General features: G+C 50.5%; 22 protein-coding genes. 13 read left to right on the forward strand and 9 right to left on the reverse strand.

Translation table 11 applies throughout. The annotated features are described in order from the left end of the window. The first annotated feature begins 12 nt into the window (after nucleotides 1-12). Nucleotides 13-834 (forward strand): Sir2 family NAD+-dependent deacetylase, encoded by an 822-nt coding sequence (cobB, locus tag HV107_RS19805; protein WP_182060488.1) that lies wholly within the window; start codon nucleotides 13-15, stop codon nucleotides 832-834. Between the two features lie 59 nt (nucleotides 835-893). On the opposite strand, the gene HV107_RS19810 is transcribed toward cobB, so the two are convergent. Then, nucleotides 894-2,825: a methyl-accepting chemotaxis protein gene (locus HV107_RS19810; RefSeq protein ID WP_182060489.1), complete on the reverse strand. Its 1,932-nt coding sequence runs from the start codon at nucleotides 2,823-2,825 to the stop codon at nucleotides 894-896. 238 nt (nucleotides 2,826-3,063) lie between these two features. Between HV107_RS19810 and HV107_RS19815 the strand changes: the two genes are divergently transcribed. After that, a complete protein-coding gene (locus HV107_RS19815; protein ID WP_182060490.1) occupies nucleotides 3,064-4,293 on the forward strand; it encodes an EAL and HDOD domain-containing protein in 1,230 nt (409 codons plus the stop codon). 47 nt (nucleotides 4,294-4,340) lie between these two features. Here HV107_RS19815 and potD read toward each other — a convergent pair whose 3' ends face one another. The 7 genes from potD to HV107_RS19850 form a co-directional block, all read right to left on the reverse strand. Then, on the reverse strand, nucleotides 4,341-5,381 hold the full coding sequence (gene potD, locus HV107_RS19820) for a spermidine/putrescine ABC transporter substrate-binding protein PotD (protein WP_182060491.1): 1,041 nt from the start codon (nucleotides 5,379-5,381) through the stop codon (nucleotides 4,341-4,343). Then, entirely contained in the window at nucleotides 5,378-6,169 is a 792-nt protein-coding gene (gene potC / locus HV107_RS19825) for a spermidine/putrescine ABC transporter permease PotC (protein ID WP_182060492.1), read from the reverse strand. Before potC ends, potD begins: the two co-directional genes overlap by 4 nt. A gap of 189 nt (nucleotides 6,170-6,358) precedes the next feature. Continuing rightward, entirely contained in the window at nucleotides 6,359-7,477 is a 1,119-nt protein-coding gene (locus tag HV107_RS19830; RefSeq protein ID WP_182060493.1) for a phage integrase Arm DNA-binding domain-containing protein, read from the reverse strand. Beyond that, nucleotides 7,452-7,715, reverse strand: coding sequence for an excisionase (locus HV107_RS19835; protein WP_182060494.1), 264 nt, complete (start codon nucleotides 7,713-7,715; stop codon nucleotides 7,452-7,454). The genes HV107_RS19830 and HV107_RS19835 overlap by 26 nt, the downstream gene beginning before the upstream one ends. Before the next feature lie 68 nt (nucleotides 7,716-7,783). Next, the gene (locus HV107_RS19840) at nucleotides 7,784-10,228 is read right to left on the reverse strand and encodes an exonuclease (protein WP_182060495.1); all 2,445 of its coding nucleotides are present in this window, start codon (nucleotides 10,226-10,228) and stop codon (nucleotides 7,784-7,786) included. 437 nt (nucleotides 10,229-10,665) lie between these two features. Continuing rightward, nucleotides 10,666-10,932 (reverse strand): hypothetical protein, encoded by a 267-nt coding sequence (locus HV107_RS19845; RefSeq protein ID WP_182060496.1) that lies wholly within the window; start codon nucleotides 10,930-10,932, stop codon nucleotides 10,666-10,668. A gap of 323 nt (nucleotides 10,933-11,255) precedes the next feature. Further along, nucleotides 11,256-11,684 (reverse strand): helix-turn-helix domain-containing protein, encoded by a 429-nt coding sequence (locus tag HV107_RS19850; RefSeq protein ID WP_182060497.1) that lies wholly within the window; start codon nucleotides 11,682-11,684, stop codon nucleotides 11,256-11,258. A gap of 89 nt (nucleotides 11,685-11,773) precedes the next feature. Here HV107_RS19850 and HV107_RS19855 point away from each other — a divergent pair, with 89 nt between their 5' ends. The 11 genes from HV107_RS19855 to arsC all read left to right on the forward strand — a co-directional run bounded on the left by HV107_RS19855 (nucleotide 11,774) and on the right by arsC (nucleotide 19,281). After that, the gene (locus HV107_RS19855; RefSeq protein ID WP_182060498.1) at nucleotides 11,774-12,004 is read left to right on the forward strand and encodes a YdaS family helix-turn-helix protein; all 231 of its coding nucleotides are present in this window, start codon (nucleotides 11,774-11,776) and stop codon (nucleotides 12,002-12,004) included. Nucleotides 12,005-12,006: 2 nt separating this feature from the next. Continuing rightward, nucleotides 12,007-12,561, forward strand: coding sequence for a toxin YdaT family protein (locus tag HV107_RS19860; RefSeq protein ID WP_182060499.1), 555 nt, complete (start codon nucleotides 12,007-12,009; stop codon nucleotides 12,559-12,561). A 36-nt stretch (nucleotides 12,562-12,597) separates the two neighbouring features. Continuing rightward, the gene (locus HV107_RS27355; protein WP_259349639.1) at nucleotides 12,598-13,656 is read left to right on the forward strand and encodes a DnaT-like ssDNA-binding domain-containing protein; all 1,059 of its coding nucleotides are present in this window, start codon (nucleotides 12,598-12,600) and stop codon (nucleotides 13,654-13,656) included. After that, complete coding sequence (locus HV107_RS19865; RefSeq protein WP_259349640.1) at nucleotides 13,568-14,113, forward strand: replication protein P; 546 nt, start codon at nucleotides 13,568-13,570, stop codon at nucleotides 14,111-14,113. Before HV107_RS27355 ends, HV107_RS19865 begins: the two co-directional genes overlap by 89 nt. Before the next feature lie 14 nt (nucleotides 14,114-14,127). Next, entirely contained in the window at nucleotides 14,128-14,547 is a 420-nt protein-coding gene (locus tag HV107_RS19870) for a PerC family transcriptional regulator (protein WP_182060501.1), read from the forward strand. 3 nt (nucleotides 14,548-14,550) lie between these two features. Beyond that, on the forward strand, nucleotides 14,551-14,811 hold the full coding sequence (locus tag HV107_RS19875; protein WP_182060502.1) for a DUF977 family protein: 261 nt from the start codon (nucleotides 14,551-14,553) through the stop codon (nucleotides 14,809-14,811). Between the two features lie 168 nt (nucleotides 14,812-14,979). Continuing rightward, on the forward strand, nucleotides 14,980-15,330 hold the full coding sequence (gene arsR / locus HV107_RS19880) for an As(III)-sensing metalloregulatory transcriptional repressor ArsR (RefSeq protein WP_182060503.1): 351 nt from the start codon (nucleotides 14,980-14,982) through the stop codon (nucleotides 15,328-15,330). Between the two features lie 46 nt (nucleotides 15,331-15,376). Continuing rightward, entirely contained in the window at nucleotides 15,377-15,739 is a 363-nt protein-coding gene (arsD, locus tag HV107_RS19885) for an arsenite efflux transporter metallochaperone ArsD (protein WP_182060504.1), read from the forward strand. Between the two features lie 17 nt (nucleotides 15,740-15,756). After that, the gene (arsA, locus tag HV107_RS19890; RefSeq protein WP_182060505.1) at nucleotides 15,757-17,508 is read left to right on the forward strand and encodes an arsenite efflux transporter ATPase subunit ArsA; all 1,752 of its coding nucleotides are present in this window, start codon (nucleotides 15,757-15,759) and stop codon (nucleotides 17,506-17,508) included. A 45-nt stretch (nucleotides 17,509-17,553) separates the two neighbouring features. Next, nucleotides 17,554-18,843 (forward strand): arsenite efflux transporter membrane subunit ArsB, encoded by a 1,290-nt coding sequence (gene arsB, locus HV107_RS19895; RefSeq protein ID WP_182060506.1) that lies wholly within the window; start codon nucleotides 17,554-17,556, stop codon nucleotides 18,841-18,843. A gap of 12 nt (nucleotides 18,844-18,855) precedes the next feature. Then, nucleotides 18,856-19,281, forward strand: a complete 426-nt coding sequence (gene arsC / locus HV107_RS19900) for a glutaredoxin-dependent arsenate reductase (RefSeq protein WP_182060507.1) — start codon at nucleotides 18,856-18,858, stop codon at nucleotides 19,279-19,281. 34 nt (nucleotides 19,282-19,315) lie between these two features. Here arsC and HV107_RS19905 read toward each other — a convergent pair whose 3' ends face one another. Then, nucleotides 19,316-19,852 (reverse strand): GNAT family N-acetyltransferase, encoded by a 537-nt coding sequence (locus HV107_RS19905; protein ID WP_182060508.1) that lies wholly within the window; start codon nucleotides 19,850-19,852, stop codon nucleotides 19,316-19,318. Nucleotides 19,853-19,951 lie beyond the last annotated feature (99 nt).

The raw sequence follows: 19,951 nt of genomic DNA on the forward strand, positions 1-19,951 counted from the left end.
TACGAGGTTACTATGCTGTCGCGTCGGTTAGGTCGACTCAGCCGTTTTCGTAAAAATAAACGTCGTTTGCGTGAGCGCTTACGCCAGCGGATCTTTTTCAGAGACAGGATGATGCCAGAAGCGATGGATAAACCCAGAGTGGTGGTACTGACCGGCGCGGGGATCTCTGCCGAGTCCGGCATTCGCACGTTTCGTGCGGCTGACGGGCTGTGGGAAGAGCATCGTGTAGAGGATGTGGCAACCCCGGAAGGCTTCGCCAGGGATCCCGATTTAGTCCAGGGGTTCTATAACGCGCGCCGTCGGCAGCTTCAGCAACCTGAGGTGGCCCCGAACGCGGCTCATCTGGCGCTGGCCCGGCTGGAAGATACGCTGGGTGACCGTTTTCTGCTGATAACCCAGAACATCGACAATCTGCACGAGCGTGCCGGTAACCGCAATATCATCCATATGCACGGCGAACTGCTGAAGGTGCGCTGCGCCTGGAGCGGACAGGTGCTCGACTGGACAGATGATGTGCAGCCCGATGACCGTTGCCATTGCTGCCAGTTCCCTTCGCGCCTGCGCCCGCATGTGGTCTGGTTCGGTGAGATGCCGCTGGGAATGGATGAAATCTATAGCGCGCTGGCCATGGCGGATGTGTTTATCGCCATCGGCACCTCAGGCCATGTCTATCCGGCGGCAGGGTTTGTTCATGAAGCCCGGTTACAGGGGGCGCATACCGTTGAGCTTAATCTGGAACCGAGTCAGGTCGGTAGCGAGTTTGAAGAGAAGCACTACGGGCTGGCAAGTCAGGTTGTACCGGATTTTGTCGATAAGCTGCTGAAAGGGCTGTAATTGCGCATGGTGTCCTGGCGAGGCCGGGTGTGCGAAAAGCTACCCGGCCTTGTTTTTGGTTATGAATTAAAGAACGCCAGCGTCTTCTCCAGCGATTTGGCCTGTTCGTCCAGCGACATGGCCGCCGCAGAGATCTGCTGAACCAACGACGCATTCTGCTGGGTCGTGCTGTCCATCTGATTGACTGCTGTGCTGACCTGGCTAATGCCCCGGTTCTGCTCGTCCAGCGCCTGCACAATCTCGTTAATCACCAGATGAACATGTGAAACGGCCTCAATGATCTGTTTCATCATTCCACCGGTTTCGTTAACCAGCTCAACCCCTTTACTGACACGACCCGAAGACTCGGCAATCAGTTGTGAGATCTCTTTGGCCGCACTGGCGCTGCGCTGGGCAAGGTTACGTACTTCACCTGCCACCACGGCAAAACCGCGTCCCTGTTCGCCTGCCCGGGCTGCTTCCACGGCGGCATTCAGCGCGAGGATATTGGTCTGGAAGGCGATACCGTCCACGATGCTGTTGATCTCACCAATCTTACGTGCGCTCTCGTCGATTTCGCCGATAACCTCCACCACTTCATTCACCAGCATTTCACCGTGACCGGCAATGGTAGCCGCCTGGTCGGTGAGGCGCGTCGCCTTATGGGCATTGTCGGCGTTGTTTTTCACCGTGACAGAAATTTCCTCCATGCTGGCCGCGGTTTCCACAATGGCGGCTGCTTGTTCTTCGGTGCGGGACGCCAGGTCGAGATTACCGGCCGCAATTTCGCTGGTACCGCCATGCACAGAATGGCTGGCTTCATTGATGTTATCGACGATGCGTTTAAGCTGCATCTGCATGGTGTGCAGTGCGTAAAAAATGCTGCTGGTATCGCCCGCCCGCACAGGAATGGCGTTGTTCAAGTCTCCTCGGGCAACCGCAAGGGCGATCCCTGCGGCCGCTAAAGGCTCTCCACCAACCGGCCGATCCACTTTGCGGGTAAAGATTTGCGCCATCACCAGGCTCACCACCACGATGCTTAACACCATCAGAATAATGGCTTTCAGCAAAAACTGGCGCGCTTCGGACATCACTTCACTCACCGGCGTCACGATGGCCAGCTTCCACGGCGTCTGGCTGTTGCCGATGTTAATTGTCTGCCAGGTAATAAACGCCTCTTCTTTCAGCAGCGGGTCGTCGGCGCGTGAAACCTCGCGGCCTGTCACTTTACCGGAGTAAGGTTTACCCACTGCGTCTTTATCAGGGCTGGAGACCACGTTATTGCCAGCCGAAAGGAGCAGGGCGTAGCCTGTGCCGTTCCAGGGTTTAATGGCCCCAATCATTTTTTGCAGCGTGGCGAGCGAGAAATCAGACGTCACCGACCCCAGAAACTGCCCATTGTGCATGACAGGTGCCGCAATCGAGGTGAGCATCACATCCACGCCGTTATAGGGGTAGATATAGGGCTCGATGATGACATCTTTCTGGCGCTGCTTTGGCAGCAGATAGTAGTCGCCGCTGCCCGGCGTTTCGAAGTCGGTCAACAGGTGTAAAGCCGGTTTACCTGTGGCATCTCGGTCGACGTAACGAGCGTAGCGGCCTGCCGCATCCTCACCGCTCTGACCGGCAAAGCTGGCATCTTTGTCGTCAAAAGCGTTGGGTTCAAAAGCCATCGACATAGACAGAAAATTGGGGTGAGCCGCAAGATAATGAACCAGCAACTGGTTTAGTCCCTGGCGCTCGGGGATCCCCGCGTCACGTAGCGCCAGCGCGCTGTTGCCAATATCATGGGCGGCAGCTAGCGCGGAATCCATCTGCTTGCTGACCTGTAACGACTGAACCTGGGCAATTTGCTGGACGTGTTTTTTAGCCAGCTGTTCCTGCTGATCCATCCATTGCCACATCATAAAACCAATCGTTGCCGTAAAACCCACCGTCACGGTGACGAAAATAGATAACAGCATCAACGTCTTGACTCTTATTCTTTGCTTCTGGACCATGGCGTTTTTCATTCTCTTCTCCCGTAAAGTTGTACCTGGCAGGCAGGCACAGATCATTTATCGGATATATCGCCATTTTTCTGTATAGCGGAGAGTTTATTTAATTTAAATTTTACAAATCATAAAACCCTTGGGTTAGTATGGTTGATATTAATTTGTGCAATAAATCAAAATAGCGCTCGATAATGGTCGATCTACTCGTGTAGAAAGAGGATGCTTATAACAATAAGGCCGATAAGGAGGGCGGTATATGTACGCATTTATCGCAAGACAACCCATTTTTAATACGGACATGAATACCATTGCGTATGAATTGTTGTTCAGAGATGGGATGAATAACTGCTTCCCAGATGTGTCGGCGGAATATGCCACATCCCGGATGATTTCTGACCAATTTTTATGTGTTCCGTCCCAGCGGATCGCAGGAGCACTGACGTCGTTTATTAATTTCCCGTCACACATGGTCATTAATCGCAGCGGGGAAGCGCTGGATAAAAATAACGTGGTCATTGAGATCCTTGAAGACGCCATACCCGGAGAGGAACTTCTTCAGGCAGTCAAAGAGATGAATGCTAATGGTTATCGTTTTGCGCTGGATGATTTTACTCTGGCGGCGGAATGGGATGCTTTTTTACCCTATATTTCGATACTGAAATTTGATGTAAGGAATAATACCTTAGCGCAAATTGAAAATTATTTGCAACAACGTAAAAAACTGACCGGACATATTAAGTATCTTGCTGAAAAAGTTGAGACTAAAGAGGAATTCGAAAAATATCGTGAGGCAGGATTTTCGCTTTTTCAGGGATACTTTTTTTGCCGCCCGGAGATCATTAAATATAAACGCTTATCGCAAAACCAGCTGGCGATTTTCCGGCTTCAGGCGGAAGTGGGACGCAATAAACCCGATTTCAGGATAATTGAGTCGTTGATTAAAACTGACCTCACGTTGTCCTATAAGATCATGCGGTATATGAAACACACGGCATTTAAATATGCGGGTGCCTGTAATTTCAGCAAGTTAACCCTGAGCGAAGTGCTCATGTATCTGGGTGAAAACCAGCTCAAACGGTTTGTGGCGGTCGTGGTGCTGGCCAGTGCAGGCACTGACACCGTCAACGAACTTTACCCTCTGAGCATGATGCGGGGCAAATTCTGCGAGCTGGTGTCAGCGAAAATGGATGAGCCGCTGCTGGCAGAAAATGCGTTTATCTGCGGCTTGTTCTCGTTACTCGATACCATCCTTGAGTTGCCGATGACGGAGCTGATGAAGCAAATTGCGGTGCCGCAAAGTGTGAGCAATGCGCTGTGTCATCAGGAAGGCGTATTGGCCGAAATGGTATCGCTTTGTCGTTTGTACGAACAGCAGAAGTGGAGTGATGCGGCCAAAATGTGCAATGCGCTGGGGCTGTCAGAGGAAGAGGTTATCGAGGCCATGCGAATGGCAACGCTCTGGGCCGGGGAGAATGCGGTTAATTAATTCTTCCTCACTCCGTGCAGACGGAGTGAGGAAGAACGTGACGCCGATTAGCGGCCAGCTTTTAGCTTCTGGTAATAGTCTTCGTAAAGGCGGCTCGCGTCGCCAACATCATTCTGCCATTCGCCTTTACTGATTGTGTCGGCATCCGGATACAGGGACTTATCGTTTGCGACTTCCGGGCTTAGCAGTTTACGCGCGGCCAGGTTTGGCGTGGGATAACCGATGGTTTCGGCAACCTGTTTTGCCACGTCCGGGCGCAGCAGGAAGTTGATAAGCTTAAGTGCACCCTCAACGTTTTTGGCGTTAGACGGAATAGAGAGACTGTCCATCCAGAAGATCCCGCCCTCTTTTGGCCAGACCACTGTCAGCGGCGTACCGGCCTGACGCGCAACCCAGGCGGAGCCATTCCAGACCATCCCGAGGTTCACTTCACCTTCCATATACGGGTTAGCCGGGTTATCTGAGTTGAACGCCGCCACATTTGGCATCAGTTTTTTCAGCTCGTTATAGGCAGCTTCAATCTCTTTCGGATCGGTGGTGTTACCGGAATACCCCAGCTTACGCAGTGCTATCTGGAACACTTCGCGCGCATCGTCGGTTAACAGCAGGCTGCTTTTATACTCAGGCTTCCACAGATCTGCCCAACTGGTGACGGTTTTCGGGTCAATGGCGTCACTGTTGATCCCAATGGCCGTTGCACCCCAGATATATGGAATGGAGTAGTCGTTATTTGGGTCGAACGGCTTGTTAAGCATCTGTGGATCAAGATTATTGAAGTGGGACAACTTCGTTTTATCGATCTTCTGGATCATGCCCTCTTTGCGCATTTTGTCGACGAAATAGGTCGATGGAACCACCAGGTCGTACGCGCCATCTTTGTACGTTTTGAGCTTGGCGTACATGGTTTCATTCGACTCATAGGTGGAATAGATAACCTTGATGCCGGTCTCTTTGGTGAACTGTTCCAGTAGACCAGGCGGCACGTACTCGGTCCAGTTGTAGAAGTAGAGTGTCTTGCTGTCATCAGCGTGCGCCGTGCTCATACCCAGCACCAGCACCAGCGCCGCAGCGGCAAACATTTTTTTCATTTCGATGTCCCCAGAGATTTTGTTTTATCACGCGCAACAAGCTGGCTGGCAATAACCATAACCAGCGATAACACCAACAGAATAGTCGCCAGCGCGTTCACCTCAGGCGAAACGCCAACTTTCACCATCGAGTAAATCTTCAACGGCAGAATTTCATAGCCAGGCCCGGTCACGAAAGAGGAGACCACAACGTCATCCATCGACAAGGTAAAGCTCAGCAGCCACCCGGCGGCAACGGCAGGCATTGCCAGCGGTAGTATGATTTTGCGCAGGATAGTCATCTCGCTGGCACCCAGATCCTTCGCCGCTTCAAGCATCCTGACATCAAACCCTTTCAGACGCGAGTAGACGGTGACCACCACAAACGGCAGGCAGAAGGTGATATGGGAAAACAGTAACGACCAGAAGCCAAGCTGTATGCCCAGCAGCATAAACAGCACCAGCAGTGAAATCGCCATCACGATATCTGGCGACATCATCACCACAAACAGCATCCCACTGACGAACGGCTTTCCGCGAAAACGATAGCGATAAAGCGCCACGGCAGTCAGGGAGCCAATAAGTGTGGCAAAGGTTGCGGAGAAGATAGCCATCGTCAGAGAGTGCTGAGCCGCCTGTAACAGGCTGTCGTTGTTCATCAACAGGCTGTACCAGTTGGTCGTGAAGCCTTGCCAGTTGATCCCGAAACGCGAGCTGTTAAACGAGTTCACGATCAAAATGATAATCGGGATATATAAGTAGGCATAAATGGCGGTCATAAAACCGCCGCGAAGCAGTCGACCGATCATTCGAATTCTACCTTCTTGTTCATAAGGCGGGATGCTTTTAGAGTATTGAAAATGTTCAACTTTTTCTCTTCTCCAAAATTTCTCCAAAACTTTTCACCAAAACAAATGACGGCAAATAAAACGCTTATCCATCATCGATGGCCGCGAATTTTACAATAATTTTTCTTTCGATCGGGAAAAAACGGCCATTTAAATGACCAGCTTGACCCACTCCTGGCCGCGAGTGTCGTTGTAACGATCGGTAGTGGCCTGCACTTTGTGCCCAAGCAGTGTTTTGGTATCGATCCCCTGCGCACGATACAGCCGCTCCGAAAGAGATCGTTGTTCGTGAAAAGTGGTTGGGGTTTTTCCTTCCGGAGGATTTATGCCGGCAAGGTCTCTCGCATCAGCAAAATAATCACTCAGGTTGTCTTTACTCATTGGCTGGCCTTTTTTCTGACGGCGACTATGGACCATATACGGGCTCAGAATTCGATCCCGGCAACCATCAATCACCTCTTTCAACGTCATCCCCACTGCGTCACACCGTAATGTCAAAGGGAGTGCAAGACGCATCCCAGTTTTTCCCTGCGTGACATGCAAATACCCATCCCATACATCCGTGAATTTCATGTTGCGGATATCATCCCGCCGCTGGCCAGTGACTAGCGCCAGCAGCATGGCATTACGCAGGTAATGTCCCTTCTCGGTAACAGCGAAAATTTTCTGCCAGTCATTCAAAGTAAGTCTTGCCCGGGTAACTTTCGGTACCGGCTTGCGCGTCGCCTCCGGAGGATTCCAGCCTGGCGGAACTTCGCCCGCATGTTGCGCTTCTTTAAAAATATCAATCCACAACCCGCGATTAACCTGCGCTGTACTGACCATGTCTCTGTCCAGCCATTCATCCATAATTAGCGCAAAGTCACGTACTTCCAGTTCGCGGATTGGGTGATTGCCCAAACGCGCCACAAGGAAGCTAGCCATTCGATTCTTTTCTTTGAAAGTAGCCTCGGCAATGCTGCCATTCTTCAGGCGAACCGCCTGGATCTTTAGATATCGTTCCACCCAGGCACTCAAACGAACCCCGCGTTGTTTAGTTGCTGATGGGTTCTCATTAATTTTTTTCATGAAAAAATCAGTTTCAGCCGCTGCCAAGCGTTGATTGGCGGTAATAGCGACCTTTTCTGCTTTTGCTTTATCTGTACCAAGCCCATGAAACTTTCCGGTGACAGGGTTTTTGTACTGGTAATAAGTTTTGTCTGTGCGGCGATCAAACCGGGCGTAGAGCCCGGGAATAGAGATGCTATTTTTTCGTGGCCTCGGTGACATGATTAAGGATCTCCTTTAGCACATCGTCATCATCGTCGTGAATTTCTGGAGCTACACCTACTGCGCTTGGGCCGACATAGATTGCACTGCGGTCAACGCACCATATCCCACGCACTTTTTCGGGTTTAGGATTGATATAGCCAAGCTTTCCGTACTTAACCAGCGTAGTGTTTGTGATTTCAAAACCAAACCTTCCGGACTTCCACTCAGCCAGCGGTATCAGATATTGCTCACTCATAGCCATCACCCTCAATGGCCTGACCACAATGATAGTGGGCAGGCTGTTTCGGTTTAGAAAATTAAAAATCAGTTTGAAATCAGACGTTGCCAGATCGCAGATACGTATTTCACCTGGTGTCGGGCGTCTGAGATTGCTTTATGTGGTTCGCCAACAAACGGGATCTCATAACGAGGCGTGTAGCCGACAGCTTTACCAAGTTCGACGATGGTTCTCACATCTCGGTTATTCCAGAACTTCCACGGGCACGGGATACCGGTGCGACCATATGATTCAGCCAACAGAACGTTGTCATAAGTAGCGCCGTTACCCCAGACCTGAACAGATTCAGCACCATCTACCGCATTCTCGGTTATGAACTCATTTAGCTGGAGTAAAGCGTCATCGAGAGGAATGGCATCATCCATTACCAACTCAGAACGAGCCTCAGGTGATGCTCTTAGCCAGTAGATAATGGTGGAAGCATCCGGAATACCTCCCCAGGCCATCGACGACTCAAGGCTGATAATCTTATAAAACTCAGAACCTGTATTACCTGTTGCTGGGTCGAAGAAAACCGCTCCGATCGAAACGACAGGGGAGTCCGGTTTTTTGCCGAACGCTTCAATATCCACCATCAAATGCGTGTAAAGCCTTTCTACAGAGTAACTTTCATTCAAATCGGATTGAGTTCTTTCGGCAACTGAGCTGCAATCAGTTTCAGTAGAGCTTGTGCTTGCGATAATTTCCGCCGAGCCCTTTGATAACGGAGCACTGTCCGGGGTTTCATTACTGCCAGTTTTTTCAATCTGCACATCGCTGGTGGTCTCCTCATTAACCGGTGAACGGTCATCGTTTTCTGGTTGTTTTTCGTTCATCAGACCGTCAATGGAGAACACACCGCCGCCGAGATTTTCAACTTGCGGTTCGTTGGCTGCACCTTGGGTGCTGCCGCCATAGGCTACCTCCGCTTTTTCGGCAGCGACTTGTTGGTTAATTTCATTTTCCCAACTGACTTCTGGTGCGTGCCGCGCCGCAACCAGAGTCTCTTCTTTCGGATTTTCATGGTTACTTTCTGTAAGGTTCGCATTTATGTATCCGCTGAGACGTGCGGCATTGAGGTAATACGAAGGATGAGCATTCCTGATGAGCGCGAAGATAGCGGCGCGTGAATAGTCCAGAATGCCGGGGACGTTACGTAGGGCCGCAGACCACTCTTTAAACGGACTATCTTTAGCGGATACGATGTCTTTCGCAAGACGATACGGGGCTCCGGGAATATCGTAGATATTAAAATCACCTGAAAGGGTAGCCAGGGCTATTTCCAAATCCAGAGCGTCGAGATCATGTTTCAGTTCTGGATTGCGATCTGTCTTATTTCCGCCGCCTGCATTGGTACCGGAATCAGTGCGCTGAACATTGCTAATGCGATTGCCAGCAGCCCATTCGCGAATAAGAATGCCGCGATCAATGTGCTCCGTGCTGAACCAGATCCTGATGAACCGCATAACAAGAGACAGTTCAGTCCGTTTCCCTTCAACCGGGAAGACGGTTTTCAGAGCGGCTACAACCCGGAAGATGTCTATCTCAGAAGCATTCTTAAAAAACTCCACGTTTTCAGCAGCCAGCAACAGGTTCTGCACATAGCTGTTATCAACATCCATTTCGAGTTCCTGGATGGCTTTCTTCTGTTCTGCATCGACGTGGTATGCATATTCATCAGAAATGAACTGGGCAAGAATGCGCTGGCGCAGGGGGAGGGTTGCCACGGTAATAAGCACTGGTGTGGTTGTGGAGGGGATGCTTTCATCCTTAACAACAACCTCAGGTTCTTTATCAAAAAGCCATTTGTGAACGGTGGTGGTTCTGGTTTCAGGCGCGCTGACCCATTCAGTCATAAACTCTTCGAGTGAACCGACGGTATAAACCTGGTCACGCTGGAACACTTGTTTTATTGCACTCACAAGGTTCCACTCAACATGGGCAGAAAGCTCCTTGATATCGGGAACTTTAGCTGCTGCCAGTAACAGATTCTGCACGTACTGGTTGCTATCATCGTTTTCCATCTGCCCGATCTGGATGTGCCGCTCTTCGCTGATTTCCTTTTCTTCAGTGTCATTAATCAGGTGCGCGATGAGGCGTTGCGGGAGACGCAAGCGCGATACAGGGCGGAGTAATGCTGGTTTTTCCGTGGAGGAATTGCCCGCCCCGGAATGTAAATTATTAGCCTGCTTGTTCTCGCCCTCAGGTTCAGACTTGATGATCGGATACCAGGTACGGTTGTCTTCTCCAAGCTCGTAGCGTTTGCACCATTCGAAATCAATGATGCTTTCCTCTGGCAGGTCATTGAATACCGGGAAATCAGTACGAACCGGCTTGAGGTAATCATGTCCGCGCCCGGTTTCGATTTCAGCATCTTCGAGAGCGACGTCGAGTGCGAGACTGGCGCGCGCTTCGGTTTTTTGGGATTGCCAGAAAATAGCGTCAGGCTTGCCTGACTTCTGGGTTGCTTTGATTAAATGAAAGAATTCCATATCGGGTCCTAAATTTTGGTTGTAAGATACCCGCAGCTAATGATTGCCGCCTTGGGTAGTGGTCATTGGTCAAAACTCGATTCCGGAAAGCTTTGGTCGGCTGACCGGGTACTTAACCCGCCTTGCGCGGGTTTTGTGCTTTATGAAGCGGAGGGATCGCCTTTTTGAGCGAGGGCGTAGCAAATGCGGCGGACGACTGCCCAAAAATAGGGCAGATGTACGGCCTGGCACCGTGCTGGTTTTCTAGCGAAATCGGTCATAGTTGATCTTCTCCTGTTAATGCCTGCCTTTTAACCACCTCAGTCTCGGTGGTATGCTGAAATCTGAAATCAGCCTGCAAGGACATAAAAATGGCAACCCGTCCAATAAGTGTTTATTGGTTCAAAAACCGCGACCAATATGATTCCTGCATAGAGGTACTGACAGATTCGTGGGTTCTACCTGACGACTACCGGGATTGGCTTATCCGTTTCAATCAGATGATTGATCGTTATGAACGCAGCGGTATCGAGGTTATCAAAGTAGAGATAGAGCCCAACGAGTTCACCAACTGGTGCCTCACCAACGGGTGTGAAATAAGCACCAAGAGCTGCAACGACTTCGCTGTTTTCCATGGCGGTAGCCAGTCGCTCCGCTACAGAAATACTGATGGGGGATATGAGTAAACAAGCTCGCCCTTCAATTCTGAAAATTTCGATATGCATTATTTCCTACCTTGATAGTTAACCCCTGTGTCGAGTGATCCAAGGGGTTCACTCATTTCGCCTTATCGCCGGCTAGCGGAACGTTAAACCTGCTGCGCGATTGTCTTGCCATCTCATCCGGTGTTTCGTATGCCGCCGGCAGCTACTACGTGGGCGTCCTGCCTTGATGACTGATTTGCTAAAATCAGGCTACAAATAAACATACCATAGGTCAAGCTTAAATTGATAAATAACATACCAGTGTCGGTTTGGGTTATCATTTTTAGGGGAGCGCAGACGTGAAAAAGCCGCTTATAGCGGCCTTTGAAGATATGGTTTGGGGGTTATGACTGAGGATCTATTTTTCTTTTACGTAAAAATTCCGCCATGAATGCATCGAGCTCATCAAGGCGGGTTTTGGCTAAGGAAATAAATCTATCCTGCTCGGCTTCCGGAAGTTGGTCAAAAACTTCCAATAGAGCTGATTGGTGGGGGGTTAGAACTGTTTTACTCTGCATTACAGAAGCAATGTGCTGCTCTTCTTCATCAGTCATGAAAAACCAATAAAGAGGCTTTCCAAGGGCTTCAGGCAAGAGAACCAGCTTCTCCTTGCGCGGGAAAATCCCTGAGTTACACCAATGGCTAACGGTTTGCGAGTTGACGCCTATCCGGCGTCCCAGTTCAGATTGAGAAATGCCTGCCTCATCAATTGCTCTTTGCAAACGTTCTTCAAAGTTCATTTTCAGTTCCAAATCTAACCAGTAGTCCAGCATACAAAGTTTCTTTTCAAATGTGGTCAGTTAAATTTCTTGACATTGATAAGTAAATTATCAAGTATGTGGTACGAAATTTAGGAGGCTCAATGAACATAAACATTCAAAAGAAGATTATTTCACTCTGTGGCAGTCAATCAGAGCTGGCTCGTCGCTTAGGTAAAAACTCGCAAACTGTTTCTGTCTGGTTTCGTACTCAGGTGGCCAGCACAGAGGTACTAAACGCATGCAGGGTTTTGGACTGGGAAGTAACCCCGCATGAGTTACGTCCGGACCTCTATCCCAACGCCACCGATGGTTTACCTCAGAAGGAGGCTTAATCATGCAGTCAGCCACATATCAACATCATAACCAACGTCTGGCCGGACAGTTGAAAACTCAAAATCAGTTTATGGCGCATCGGCGAGATAACTTTAAGCACAGTTCAATACAGGCTGCTGTACGGGAGTGGGAGTCCACTTTGCCCGGCCAGGCGCAGGAAAAAATCGCTCAGCTGGTGGCTGAGCAGTGGGCGAAGGAAGGGGGCCGCGGCATCGCGGTCAATAAGCAGAATTTATTCCGCTATCTGAAAAATGAAGGTGGGTCGGAGAAATACACCGCTTACGTAATGCAGCTGTCGAGCGCAATCGTCGCAGCTATGCCTATTGAGATAGCCAGAAAGCATGGCCTCAGTAATGCAAGAACGGAAACCGAGCTGATAGCTAGTTCTATCAAAGAATGCAGTGAGGCGCATCAGGCGAAGTTGCTGGGCGCACCGCTGCAAAAGCTTGAGAAGGAGATCCGCGAAGCGGCAATCGCTTTATTCAACATGTTACCTGCTGACGCGGCGGGACCACTACTGGCGAGTATCAGCGCCGTAGCGCCGCAATTTTTTTAATCGAGTTTTGACCAATGAATTCAACCCGGAGGCTTCATGAGCATTGATGCAATGCGGTGGGCCAAGAAAGTTAAGACCGGAAAATCCTCCAGTAAGGCGATCCTGACCTGGCTGGCTGATATGTGCGGCGCTGACTTGTGCGCTTATCCATCTGTCGCTGCGCTTGCTGAGGCTACGGAGATGGACAGAAAGACGGTGCTTGCAGGCTTACAGCACCTGCAGGAAATCGGTCTGGTAGTCGACACAGGCGAACGACGAGGCAGGACAAAGCAAATTCCTGTGTACAAGTTGGTCGGTGTTGAGGAAAGCATCCCCGATGCCGAACAGACCCAAAACCGGAACTCTTTAAAGGATCCCAAAAACGGGACGGTTAATTTGAACCGTACCGAAAACGGAACTGTTAATACAAACAGTGCCATTAACGGGACTGTTTCAGGTGATAAGGGTACCAAAAAAGGGATTGTTAACAGTTCGGATTTTAACCAAAGAGTACCGTTTTTCCCTTTAAACAGTCCCAAAAACGGGACACGGAATCTACCAAGGAACCATAAAGATCTAAACCCCACACATAGAGAACTGGTCGAACCTGTCATTCCTGATTATCCGGATCAGCCAGGTATCGGAATTGGGCAACATCACCCATTTGGCAAATTCCGAATGTTTGAAGACTGGAAGCCAACAGCCGACTTTGCACGACAGGCAACCCTGTGGGGCATGCCGGTCAAGGCAGGCATAAATATCGAAGCCGAGCTGAGTAGCTTCATCGCTTACTGGCAGGCCGAAGGGAAAGTGTTTCATCAAATTCAGTGGGAGCAGAAGTTTGCTCGCCACCTGGATCGCGCAAAGGTTCTGAAAGCACCACAAACGGGAGGTACCGAGAATGCAACAGTTCGACCACAACCAGCAGCATCCCGGGCTGTACAGCAAATACAGTCAGCACACGCAGAGTGGCGACGCCGGAACGGACTTGATGGCGACGGAGACGGCATGGCGGTTGTGGCAGGTGATGGGGGAAATCTTCTCGAACCGCTGGACGCAGAAGAATGGGGCAGAACCCACGGCCCTCTGGATAGCTCAGATAGGTTCGATGACTGAAGCACAGATAAAACTGGTCTGTCAGCAATGTATTGAACGTTGCGCAGTTGGGAATACCTGGCCTCCGGATCTCGCTGAGTTTGTTTCGCTGGTTTCCGAAAGCGGGGCTAATCCGTTCGGTCTGACATCTGACCGGGTGATGACTGAGTATCGCCGCTGGCGTAACGAGTCTTACCGTTATTCGGGCAGCGACAAATATCCGTGGCCGCAGTCGGTGCTGTATCACATATGCATCGAAATGCGCAGAACTGGCGTAGAGCGTCAGATGACTGAGGGGGAACTTAAAAAACTTGCTGAGAAGTTATTAACCAAATGGACGAAGCACGTAAGTAACGGGCTGTCGGTTCCACCAATTCGTCGCCAGCTTGCTGCACCGCAGCATCCGGCAGGGCCAACTCCGGCACAGCTGCTGATGGAAGAATATAAGCGCCGTAAAGCGGCAGGTTTAACCAACTAATCGAGTATTGACCAATGACCAAACAATTCGCACAAAAACAGCAGGTAGCCGTGTTTGTGCGCTACCAACCTAACTGCGCTGTAGGCGATGTTGCAGAGGCACTGGATATGTCAGGTGCAACAGCTGGCAAATTGCTTCGTGACTTAAGCGATGAAGGCGTGATCGTTCGTTCCCGGAATAGTGTTCAGTACACATACGAGGCGGTACCACACGCGGATATTCCAGACGCGATCCTCCCCTGCATGTTGGAAAACAGCGACCCGGTCAGGATGCAGGCTGCTGAGCAGAAAGCGATGGCGCTTGAGGAGAAGGGACTGTGGCGAAGAGCGGCCGCTGTCTATTCGGACATGTTTGGTATCGCCGGGAGTGCTGTTGAGGTTTCCCGTATTGCCAAGCGCCGGAAAGACTGCCTGCGCCAGGCGGGGAGGTCATAACTGATGGCGAGACCAAAAACGCACAGTGAGCGCACTCAAATCATCACCCGGATCATCGAATTAGTGAAGGAGCACAGACGTATCACGACGAAGGATGTTGTCGCGATATTCGATCTGCATCGCACTACCGCGGAGAAATACATCCGTATTGCTGTTCAACGTGGAGGACTTATCCGTTACGGCCGGTGCGGCATTTTCTGCGATCAGCGTGCCATTATTGATTTTGATATGAAGCGGTACACACACAGCAATAAGCGAGCTTGAGGTCCTGTTCGAACCCAGAATTTACCTCTGGAGAATTTAACTACAACTAATTCTAATGCGTATAAGTTAGTTCAAGTCATGACTTAAACAACACATTCGATTTTTCGTATGTGTTGTTGATTTTATTTCGACTGAGCGTATCCTATTACTTAATGAAAAGGAGGAGTGATGCTGTTAACTGCCCTACAACTATTCAAAATCCTCTCAGATGAAACTCGTCTGGGCATCGTGTTGCTGCTTAGAGAGATGGGAGAGATATGCGTGTGCGATCTATGTACGGCGCTGGAACAGTCTCAGCCCAAGATTTCACGCCATCTGGCAATGCTCCGGGAAAGTGGACTTTTAATGGATCGCAAACAGGGCAAGTGGGTTCACTACCGCCTGTCCCCGCATATTCCTTCCTGGGCCGCTCAGGTGATTGAGCAGGCCTGGTCAAGCCAACAGGACGACGTACAGGTCATCGCCCGTAGGCTGGCATCGGCAAACTGCTCTGGTAGCGGTAAGGCTGTTTGTATCTAAAAATTTACCTGAATATATATGATTTTTCGAATGTGAGGTATTCAGAATGAAAACGTTAACGGTGTTTGACCCGGCAATGTGCTGCAGTACCGGCGTATGTGGCTCAGATGTCGATCAGGTTCTGGTTGATTTTTCTGCTGATGTGCAGTGGCTGAAAGGACGTGGCGTACAGGTTAAACGTTACAACCTGGCGCAGCAGCCCATGAGCTTTGTTCAGAATGAGAAAGCGAAAGCATTCCTCGAAGCATCTGGAGCAGAAGGGCTTCCGTTGTTGTTGCTGGATGGTGAAACAGTGATGGCAGGTCGATATCCAAAACGCGCTGAGCTGGCTCGCTGGTTCGGTATTCCGCTGGAGAAGGTAGGGCTAGCTCCCACCAGCTGCTGTGGTGGTAATACTTCCTGTTGCTGAATATGTCAGGAGGACATATGAAATTCTTACAGAATATCCCGCCTTACCTGTTTTTTACCGGTAAGGGAGGCGTAGGAAAAACGTCCATTTCCTGCGCGACGGCTATCCGCCTTGCAGAACAGGGTAAGCGGGTTTTGCTGGTCAGTACCGATCCTGCCTCAAATGTCGGCCAGGTATTCGATCAGGCTATCGGTAACTCGATTCGTCCTGTGACAGCAGTTCCTGGACTTTCCGCACTGGAGATTGACCCGCAGGAAGCCGCCCAGCAATACCGCGCCAGAATCGTTGATCCCATCAAAGGTCTTCTGCCTGATGACGTTGTTAACAGTATCAGCGAGCAGCTTTCAGGAGCCTGTACGACTGAGATTGCGGCGTTTGATGAGTTCACCGGCTTATTGACTGACGCTTCTCTGCTGACCCGCTTTGATCACATCATTTTTGATACAGCGCCGACGGGCCACACTATTCGCCTTCTCCAGCTTCCCGGTGCCTGGAGTAGCTTCATTGAGAGTAACCCGGATGGTGCTTCCTGTCTTGGCCCAATGGCCGGGCTGGAAAAGCAGCGTGAGCAGTATGCTCATGCTGTAGAGGCATTATCCGATCCTGAACGTACCCGCCTGGTTCTGGTTGCACGACTGCAAAAATCAACGCTGCAGGAAGTCGCCCGCACCCATGAAGAGCTGGCTACAATTGGCCTGAAAAACCAGTACCTGGTTATTAATGGTGTGCTGCCCGCAGCCGAAGCTGAACATGACGCCCTGGCCGCTGCGATATGGCGACGGGAGCAGGAAGCTCTGGCAAATCTTCCTGCCGGTTTATCTGAGCTACCGACAGATACCTTATTACTACAGCCAGTCAACATGGTTGGCGTATCTGCATTGAAGGGACTGCTGGACACCCGCTCCGAGAGATTACACCTCCCTACAACGAACGTCCTGTGCACGCCTGAAAACTTATCGCTCTCTGGCCTGGTTGATGATATCGCTCGCAGTGAACATGGCCTGATTATGCTGATGGGCAAAGGTGGCGTAGGTAAAACCACAATGGCTGCGGCTATCGCCGTCAGGCTGGCAGACATGGAATTTGACGTGCATCTCACGACCTCTGATCCTGCTGCGCACCTGAGTACAACGCTGAACGGCAGCCTCAAAAACCTGCAGGTCAGCCGAATCAACCCTCACGATGAAACTGAACGCTATCGTCAGCACGTTCTTGAGACGAAAGGCAGGGATCTGGATGAGGCGGGGAAACGGCTGCTCGAAGAGGATTTACGTTCACCTTGCACAGAAGAGATTGCGGTGTTTCAGGCGTTCTCACGCGTTATCCGTGAAGCAGGCAAACGGTTTGTGGTCATGGATACTGCACCAACCGGACATACGCTATTACTGCTTGATGCTACCGGAGCTTATCATCGTGAGATTGCTAAGAAGATGGGAGATAAAGGTCATTTTACTACCCCGATGATGCAGCTTCAGGACCCGGAACGTACCAAAGTTCTGCTGGTCACTCTGCCTGAAACCACACCTGTGCTGGAAGCCGCAAATTTGCAGTCCGATCTGGAACGTGCGGGAATTCATCCCTGGGGCTGGATTATCAATAACAGCCTTTCTATTGCAGAAACGCATTCACCACTTCTTTGCCAGCGCGCCCAGCAGGAACTGCCTCAGATTGAGGCTGTTAAGAATCAGCACGCTGACCATTTAGCGCTCGTTCCGGTACTGGCTTCCGAGCCAGCCGGTATTGAAAAACTTAGAGAGTTGGCGAGTTAATTTTTCGTTTATACAGGGCGGCGAGCCGCCCTGTCAGGAGGATGTATGTTACTGGCAGGTGCTATTTTTGTCCTGACCATTGTTTTGGTTATCTGGCAACCGAAGGGATTAGGGATCGGCTGGAGTGCAATGCTGGGAGCGGGACTGGCTCTGATATCAGGCGTTGTGCATGTGGGCGATATTCCGGTGGTGTGGAATATCGTCTGGAACGCGACGGCGACCTTTATTGCCGTAATTATTATCAGCCTGCTGCTTGATGAGTCCGGTTTTTTCGAATGGGCAGCGCTGCACGTTTCCCGCTGGGGTAACGGTCGTGGACGTTTGCTCTTTACGTATATCGTTCTGCTCGGTGCGGCGGTGGCGGCACTGTTTGCCAACGATGGTGCGGCACTTATTCTGACGCCGATAGTCATCGCCATGCTGCTTGCATTAGGGTTCAGCAAAGGCACCACGCTGGCATTCGTCATGGCTGCCGGTTTTATTGCCGATACGGCCAGCCTGCCGCTTATCGTGTCGAACCTGGTGAATATAGTCTCGGCGGACTTCTTTGGACTGGGCTTCACTGAGTATGCGTCGGTAATGGTGCCGGTGGATATTGCCGCTATTATCGCCACGCTGGTGATGCTGCATCTGTTCTTCCGCAAAGATATTCCACCGACTTACGACCTGGCTCTCCTGAAAGCACCGGCAAAGGCGATTAAAGATCTGGCAACCTTCAGAACCGGCTGGATAGTTTTAATTCTTCTGCTGGTTGGGTTCTTTGTCCTCGAGCCGCTCGGTATTCCCGTTAGCGCGATTGCGGCTGTTGGAGCTGTGATCCTGTTTGCAGTAGCTAAACGAGGCCATGCCATTAACACCGGCAAAGTGCTGCGCGGTGCGCCATGGCAGATCGTCATCTTCTCATTGGGGATGTACCTGGTGGTCTACGGTCTGCGCAACGCTGGGCTAACCGAATACCTTTCAAGTGCGCTGAACGTACTGGCGGATAAAGGACTGTGGGCCGCGACACTGGGTACTGGCTTCCTGACGGCTTTCCTGTCTTCCATCATGAACAACATGCCTACCGTGCTGGTTGGCGCTCTTTCTATCGATGGAAGCACTGCAACTGGCGTTATTAAAGAGGCGATGATCTACGCCAACGTGATTGGCTGCGATCTGGGCCCGAAAATTACACCTATTGGTAGCCTGGCAACGCTGCTCTGGCTACATGTACTTTCACAGAAGAACATGACCATCACATGGGGATATTATTTCCGCACCGGGATCATCATGACTCTGCCTGTACTGTTTGTAACGCTGGCGGCGCTGGCGCTACGTCTCTCTTTCACTTTGTAATGAGATACTGATATGAGCAACATCACTATTTATCACAATCCGGCCTGCGGCACATCGCGTAATACGCTGGAGATGATCCGCAACAGTGGTAATGAACCGACCATTATTCATTACCTTGACAATCCACCGTCTCGCGATGAGCTGGTCAAACTTATTGCGGATATGGGGATTACAGTACGGGCGCTGCTGCGTAAAAATGTCGAGCCTTATGAAGAACTGGGGCTTGCCGAAGATAAGTTTACTGACGATCAGTTAATCGACTATATGCTGCAGCATCCGATCCTGATTAACCGTCCGATTGTGGTTACACTGTTGGGAACGCGTCTATGCCGTCCTTCCGAAGTGGTACTGGATATTCTTCCGGATGTGCAAAAAGGCGCATTTGCGAAGGAAGACGGCGAGAAAGTCGTTGATGAAACAGGTAAGAGATTGAAATAAATATAAAGGGGGCTGATGCCCCCTTATTCCTGCCTCAGAGCATAAGATCTGAATCATTTGGCAGAGTTCTATTCCCTTCACCAAGTTTCATTTGCAGCAAAACCGTGTCAAGCCAGCGGCCATGTTTGAAACCAATGTCCTTTAATGTGCCTATTTCAGTAAATCCTGCGCGGATATGCAGCGCAACAGAAGCGACGTTAGCGCTGTCACCCACAACAGCAATCATCTGACGATATCCCTGAGACTCGGCCCATTTTAATGCATGATCGAGCAGTGCTTTTCCGACGCCTTGTCGCTGATAAGCCGGATCAATATATATCGAATTTTCGACCGTAAACCGATAGGCATGGCGTTCGCGGTAACGGGAAATATAACAGTAGCCGATGACCGTATCGCTCTGCAGGGCGATATACCATGGGAATCCCCGAGACTGAATGCTCCTCAGCCGGTTAAGCATTTCCTGCGTATCCGGAGGTTCGGTTTCGAAGCTACCTGTACCATGCAGAACATGGTGAGCATAGATATTGCGTATCGCGGTAATGTGCTGTTCTTCAGCTTTAATAATGTGCATCGAATTGCTCCAGTAATGGTGTTTTACAAACTACCGGAATTCGCGAAAGCAGGTTAAGCACTTAAACTTATAATCTGTATAAGCAAAAGTTTGGCGACA

This window comes from Enterobacter sp. RHBSTW-00175, from assembly GCF_013927005.1.
In the GTDB taxonomy this organism is placed as follows: domain Bacteria; phylum Pseudomonadota; class Gammaproteobacteria; order Enterobacterales; family Enterobacteriaceae; genus Enterobacter.

Bases quoted from the DNA above. Each gene is read 5' to 3' on its own strand.
- HV107_RS19835 (WP_182060494.1), bottom strand. From the start codon at position 7,715: ATGAGTGAGCAATATCTGATACCGCTGGCTGAGTGGAAGTCCGGAAGG.
- arsC (WP_182060507.1), top strand. From the start codon at position 18,856: ATGAGCAACATCACTATTTATCACAATCCGGCCTGCGGCACATCGCGT.
- HV107_RS19845 (WP_182060496.1), bottom strand. From the start codon at position 10,932: ATGCATATCGAAATTTTCAGAATTGAAGGGCGAGCTTGTTTACTCATA.
- HV107_RS19905 (WP_182060508.1), bottom strand. From the start codon at position 19,852: ATGCACATTATTAAAGCTGAAGAACAGCACATTACCGCGATACGCAAT.
- HV107_RS19815 (WP_182060490.1), top strand. From the start codon at position 3,064: ATGTACGCATTTATCGCAAGACAACCCATTTTTAATACGGACATGAAT.
- HV107_RS19875 (WP_182060502.1), top strand. From the start codon at position 14,551: ATGGCGAGACCAAAAACGCACAGTGAGCGCACTCAAATCATCACCCGG.
- arsR (WP_182060503.1), top strand. From the start codon at position 14,980: ATGCTGTTAACTGCCCTACAACTATTCAAAATCCTCTCAGATGAAACT.
- cobB (WP_182060488.1), top strand. From the start codon at position 13: ATGCTGTCGCGTCGGTTAGGTCGACTCAGCCGTTTTCGTAAAAATAAA.
- arsD (WP_182060504.1), top strand. From the start codon at position 15,377: ATGAAAACGTTAACGGTGTTTGACCCGGCAATGTGCTGCAGTACCGGC.
- HV107_RS19865 (WP_259349640.1), top strand. From the start codon at position 13,568: ATGGGGGAAATCTTCTCGAACCGCTGGACGCAGAAGAATGGGGCAGAA.
- HV107_RS19855 (WP_182060498.1), top strand. From the start codon at position 11,774: ATGAACATAAACATTCAAAAGAAGATTATTTCACTCTGTGGCAGTCAA.
- potD (WP_182060491.1), bottom strand. From the start codon at position 5,381: ATGAAAAAAATGTTTGCCGCTGCGGCGCTGGTGCTGGTGCTGGGTATG.
- HV107_RS19840 (WP_182060495.1), bottom strand. From the start codon at position 10,228: ATGGAATTCTTTCATTTAATCAAAGCAACCCAGAAGTCAGGCAAGCCT.
- HV107_RS19860 (WP_182060499.1), top strand. From the start codon at position 12,007: ATGCAGTCAGCCACATATCAACATCATAACCAACGTCTGGCCGGACAG.
- potC (WP_182060492.1), bottom strand. From the start codon at position 6,169: ATGATCGGTCGACTGCTTCGCGGCGGTTTTATGACCGCCATTTATGCC.
- arsB (WP_182060506.1), top strand. From the start codon at position 17,554: ATGTTACTGGCAGGTGCTATTTTTGTCCTGACCATTGTTTTGGTTATC.
- HV107_RS19870 (WP_182060501.1), top strand. From the start codon at position 14,128: ATGACCAAACAATTCGCACAAAAACAGCAGGTAGCCGTGTTTGTGCGC.
- HV107_RS19850 (WP_182060497.1), bottom strand. From the start codon at position 11,684: ATGCTGGACTACTGGTTAGATTTGGAACTGAAAATGAACTTTGAAGAA.
- HV107_RS19810 (WP_182060489.1), bottom strand. From the start codon at position 2,825: ATGAAAAACGCCATGGTCCAGAAGCAAAGAATAAGAGTCAAGACGTTG.
- HV107_RS27355 (WP_259349639.1), top strand. From the start codon at position 12,598: ATGAGCATTGATGCAATGCGGTGGGCCAAGAAAGTTAAGACCGGAAAA.
- HV107_RS19830 (WP_182060493.1), bottom strand. From the start codon at position 7,477: ATGTCACCGAGGCCACGAAAAAATAGCATCTCTATTCCCGGGCTCTAC.
- arsA (WP_182060505.1), top strand. From the start codon at position 15,757: ATGAAATTCTTACAGAATATCCCGCCTTACCTGTTTTTTACCGGTAAG.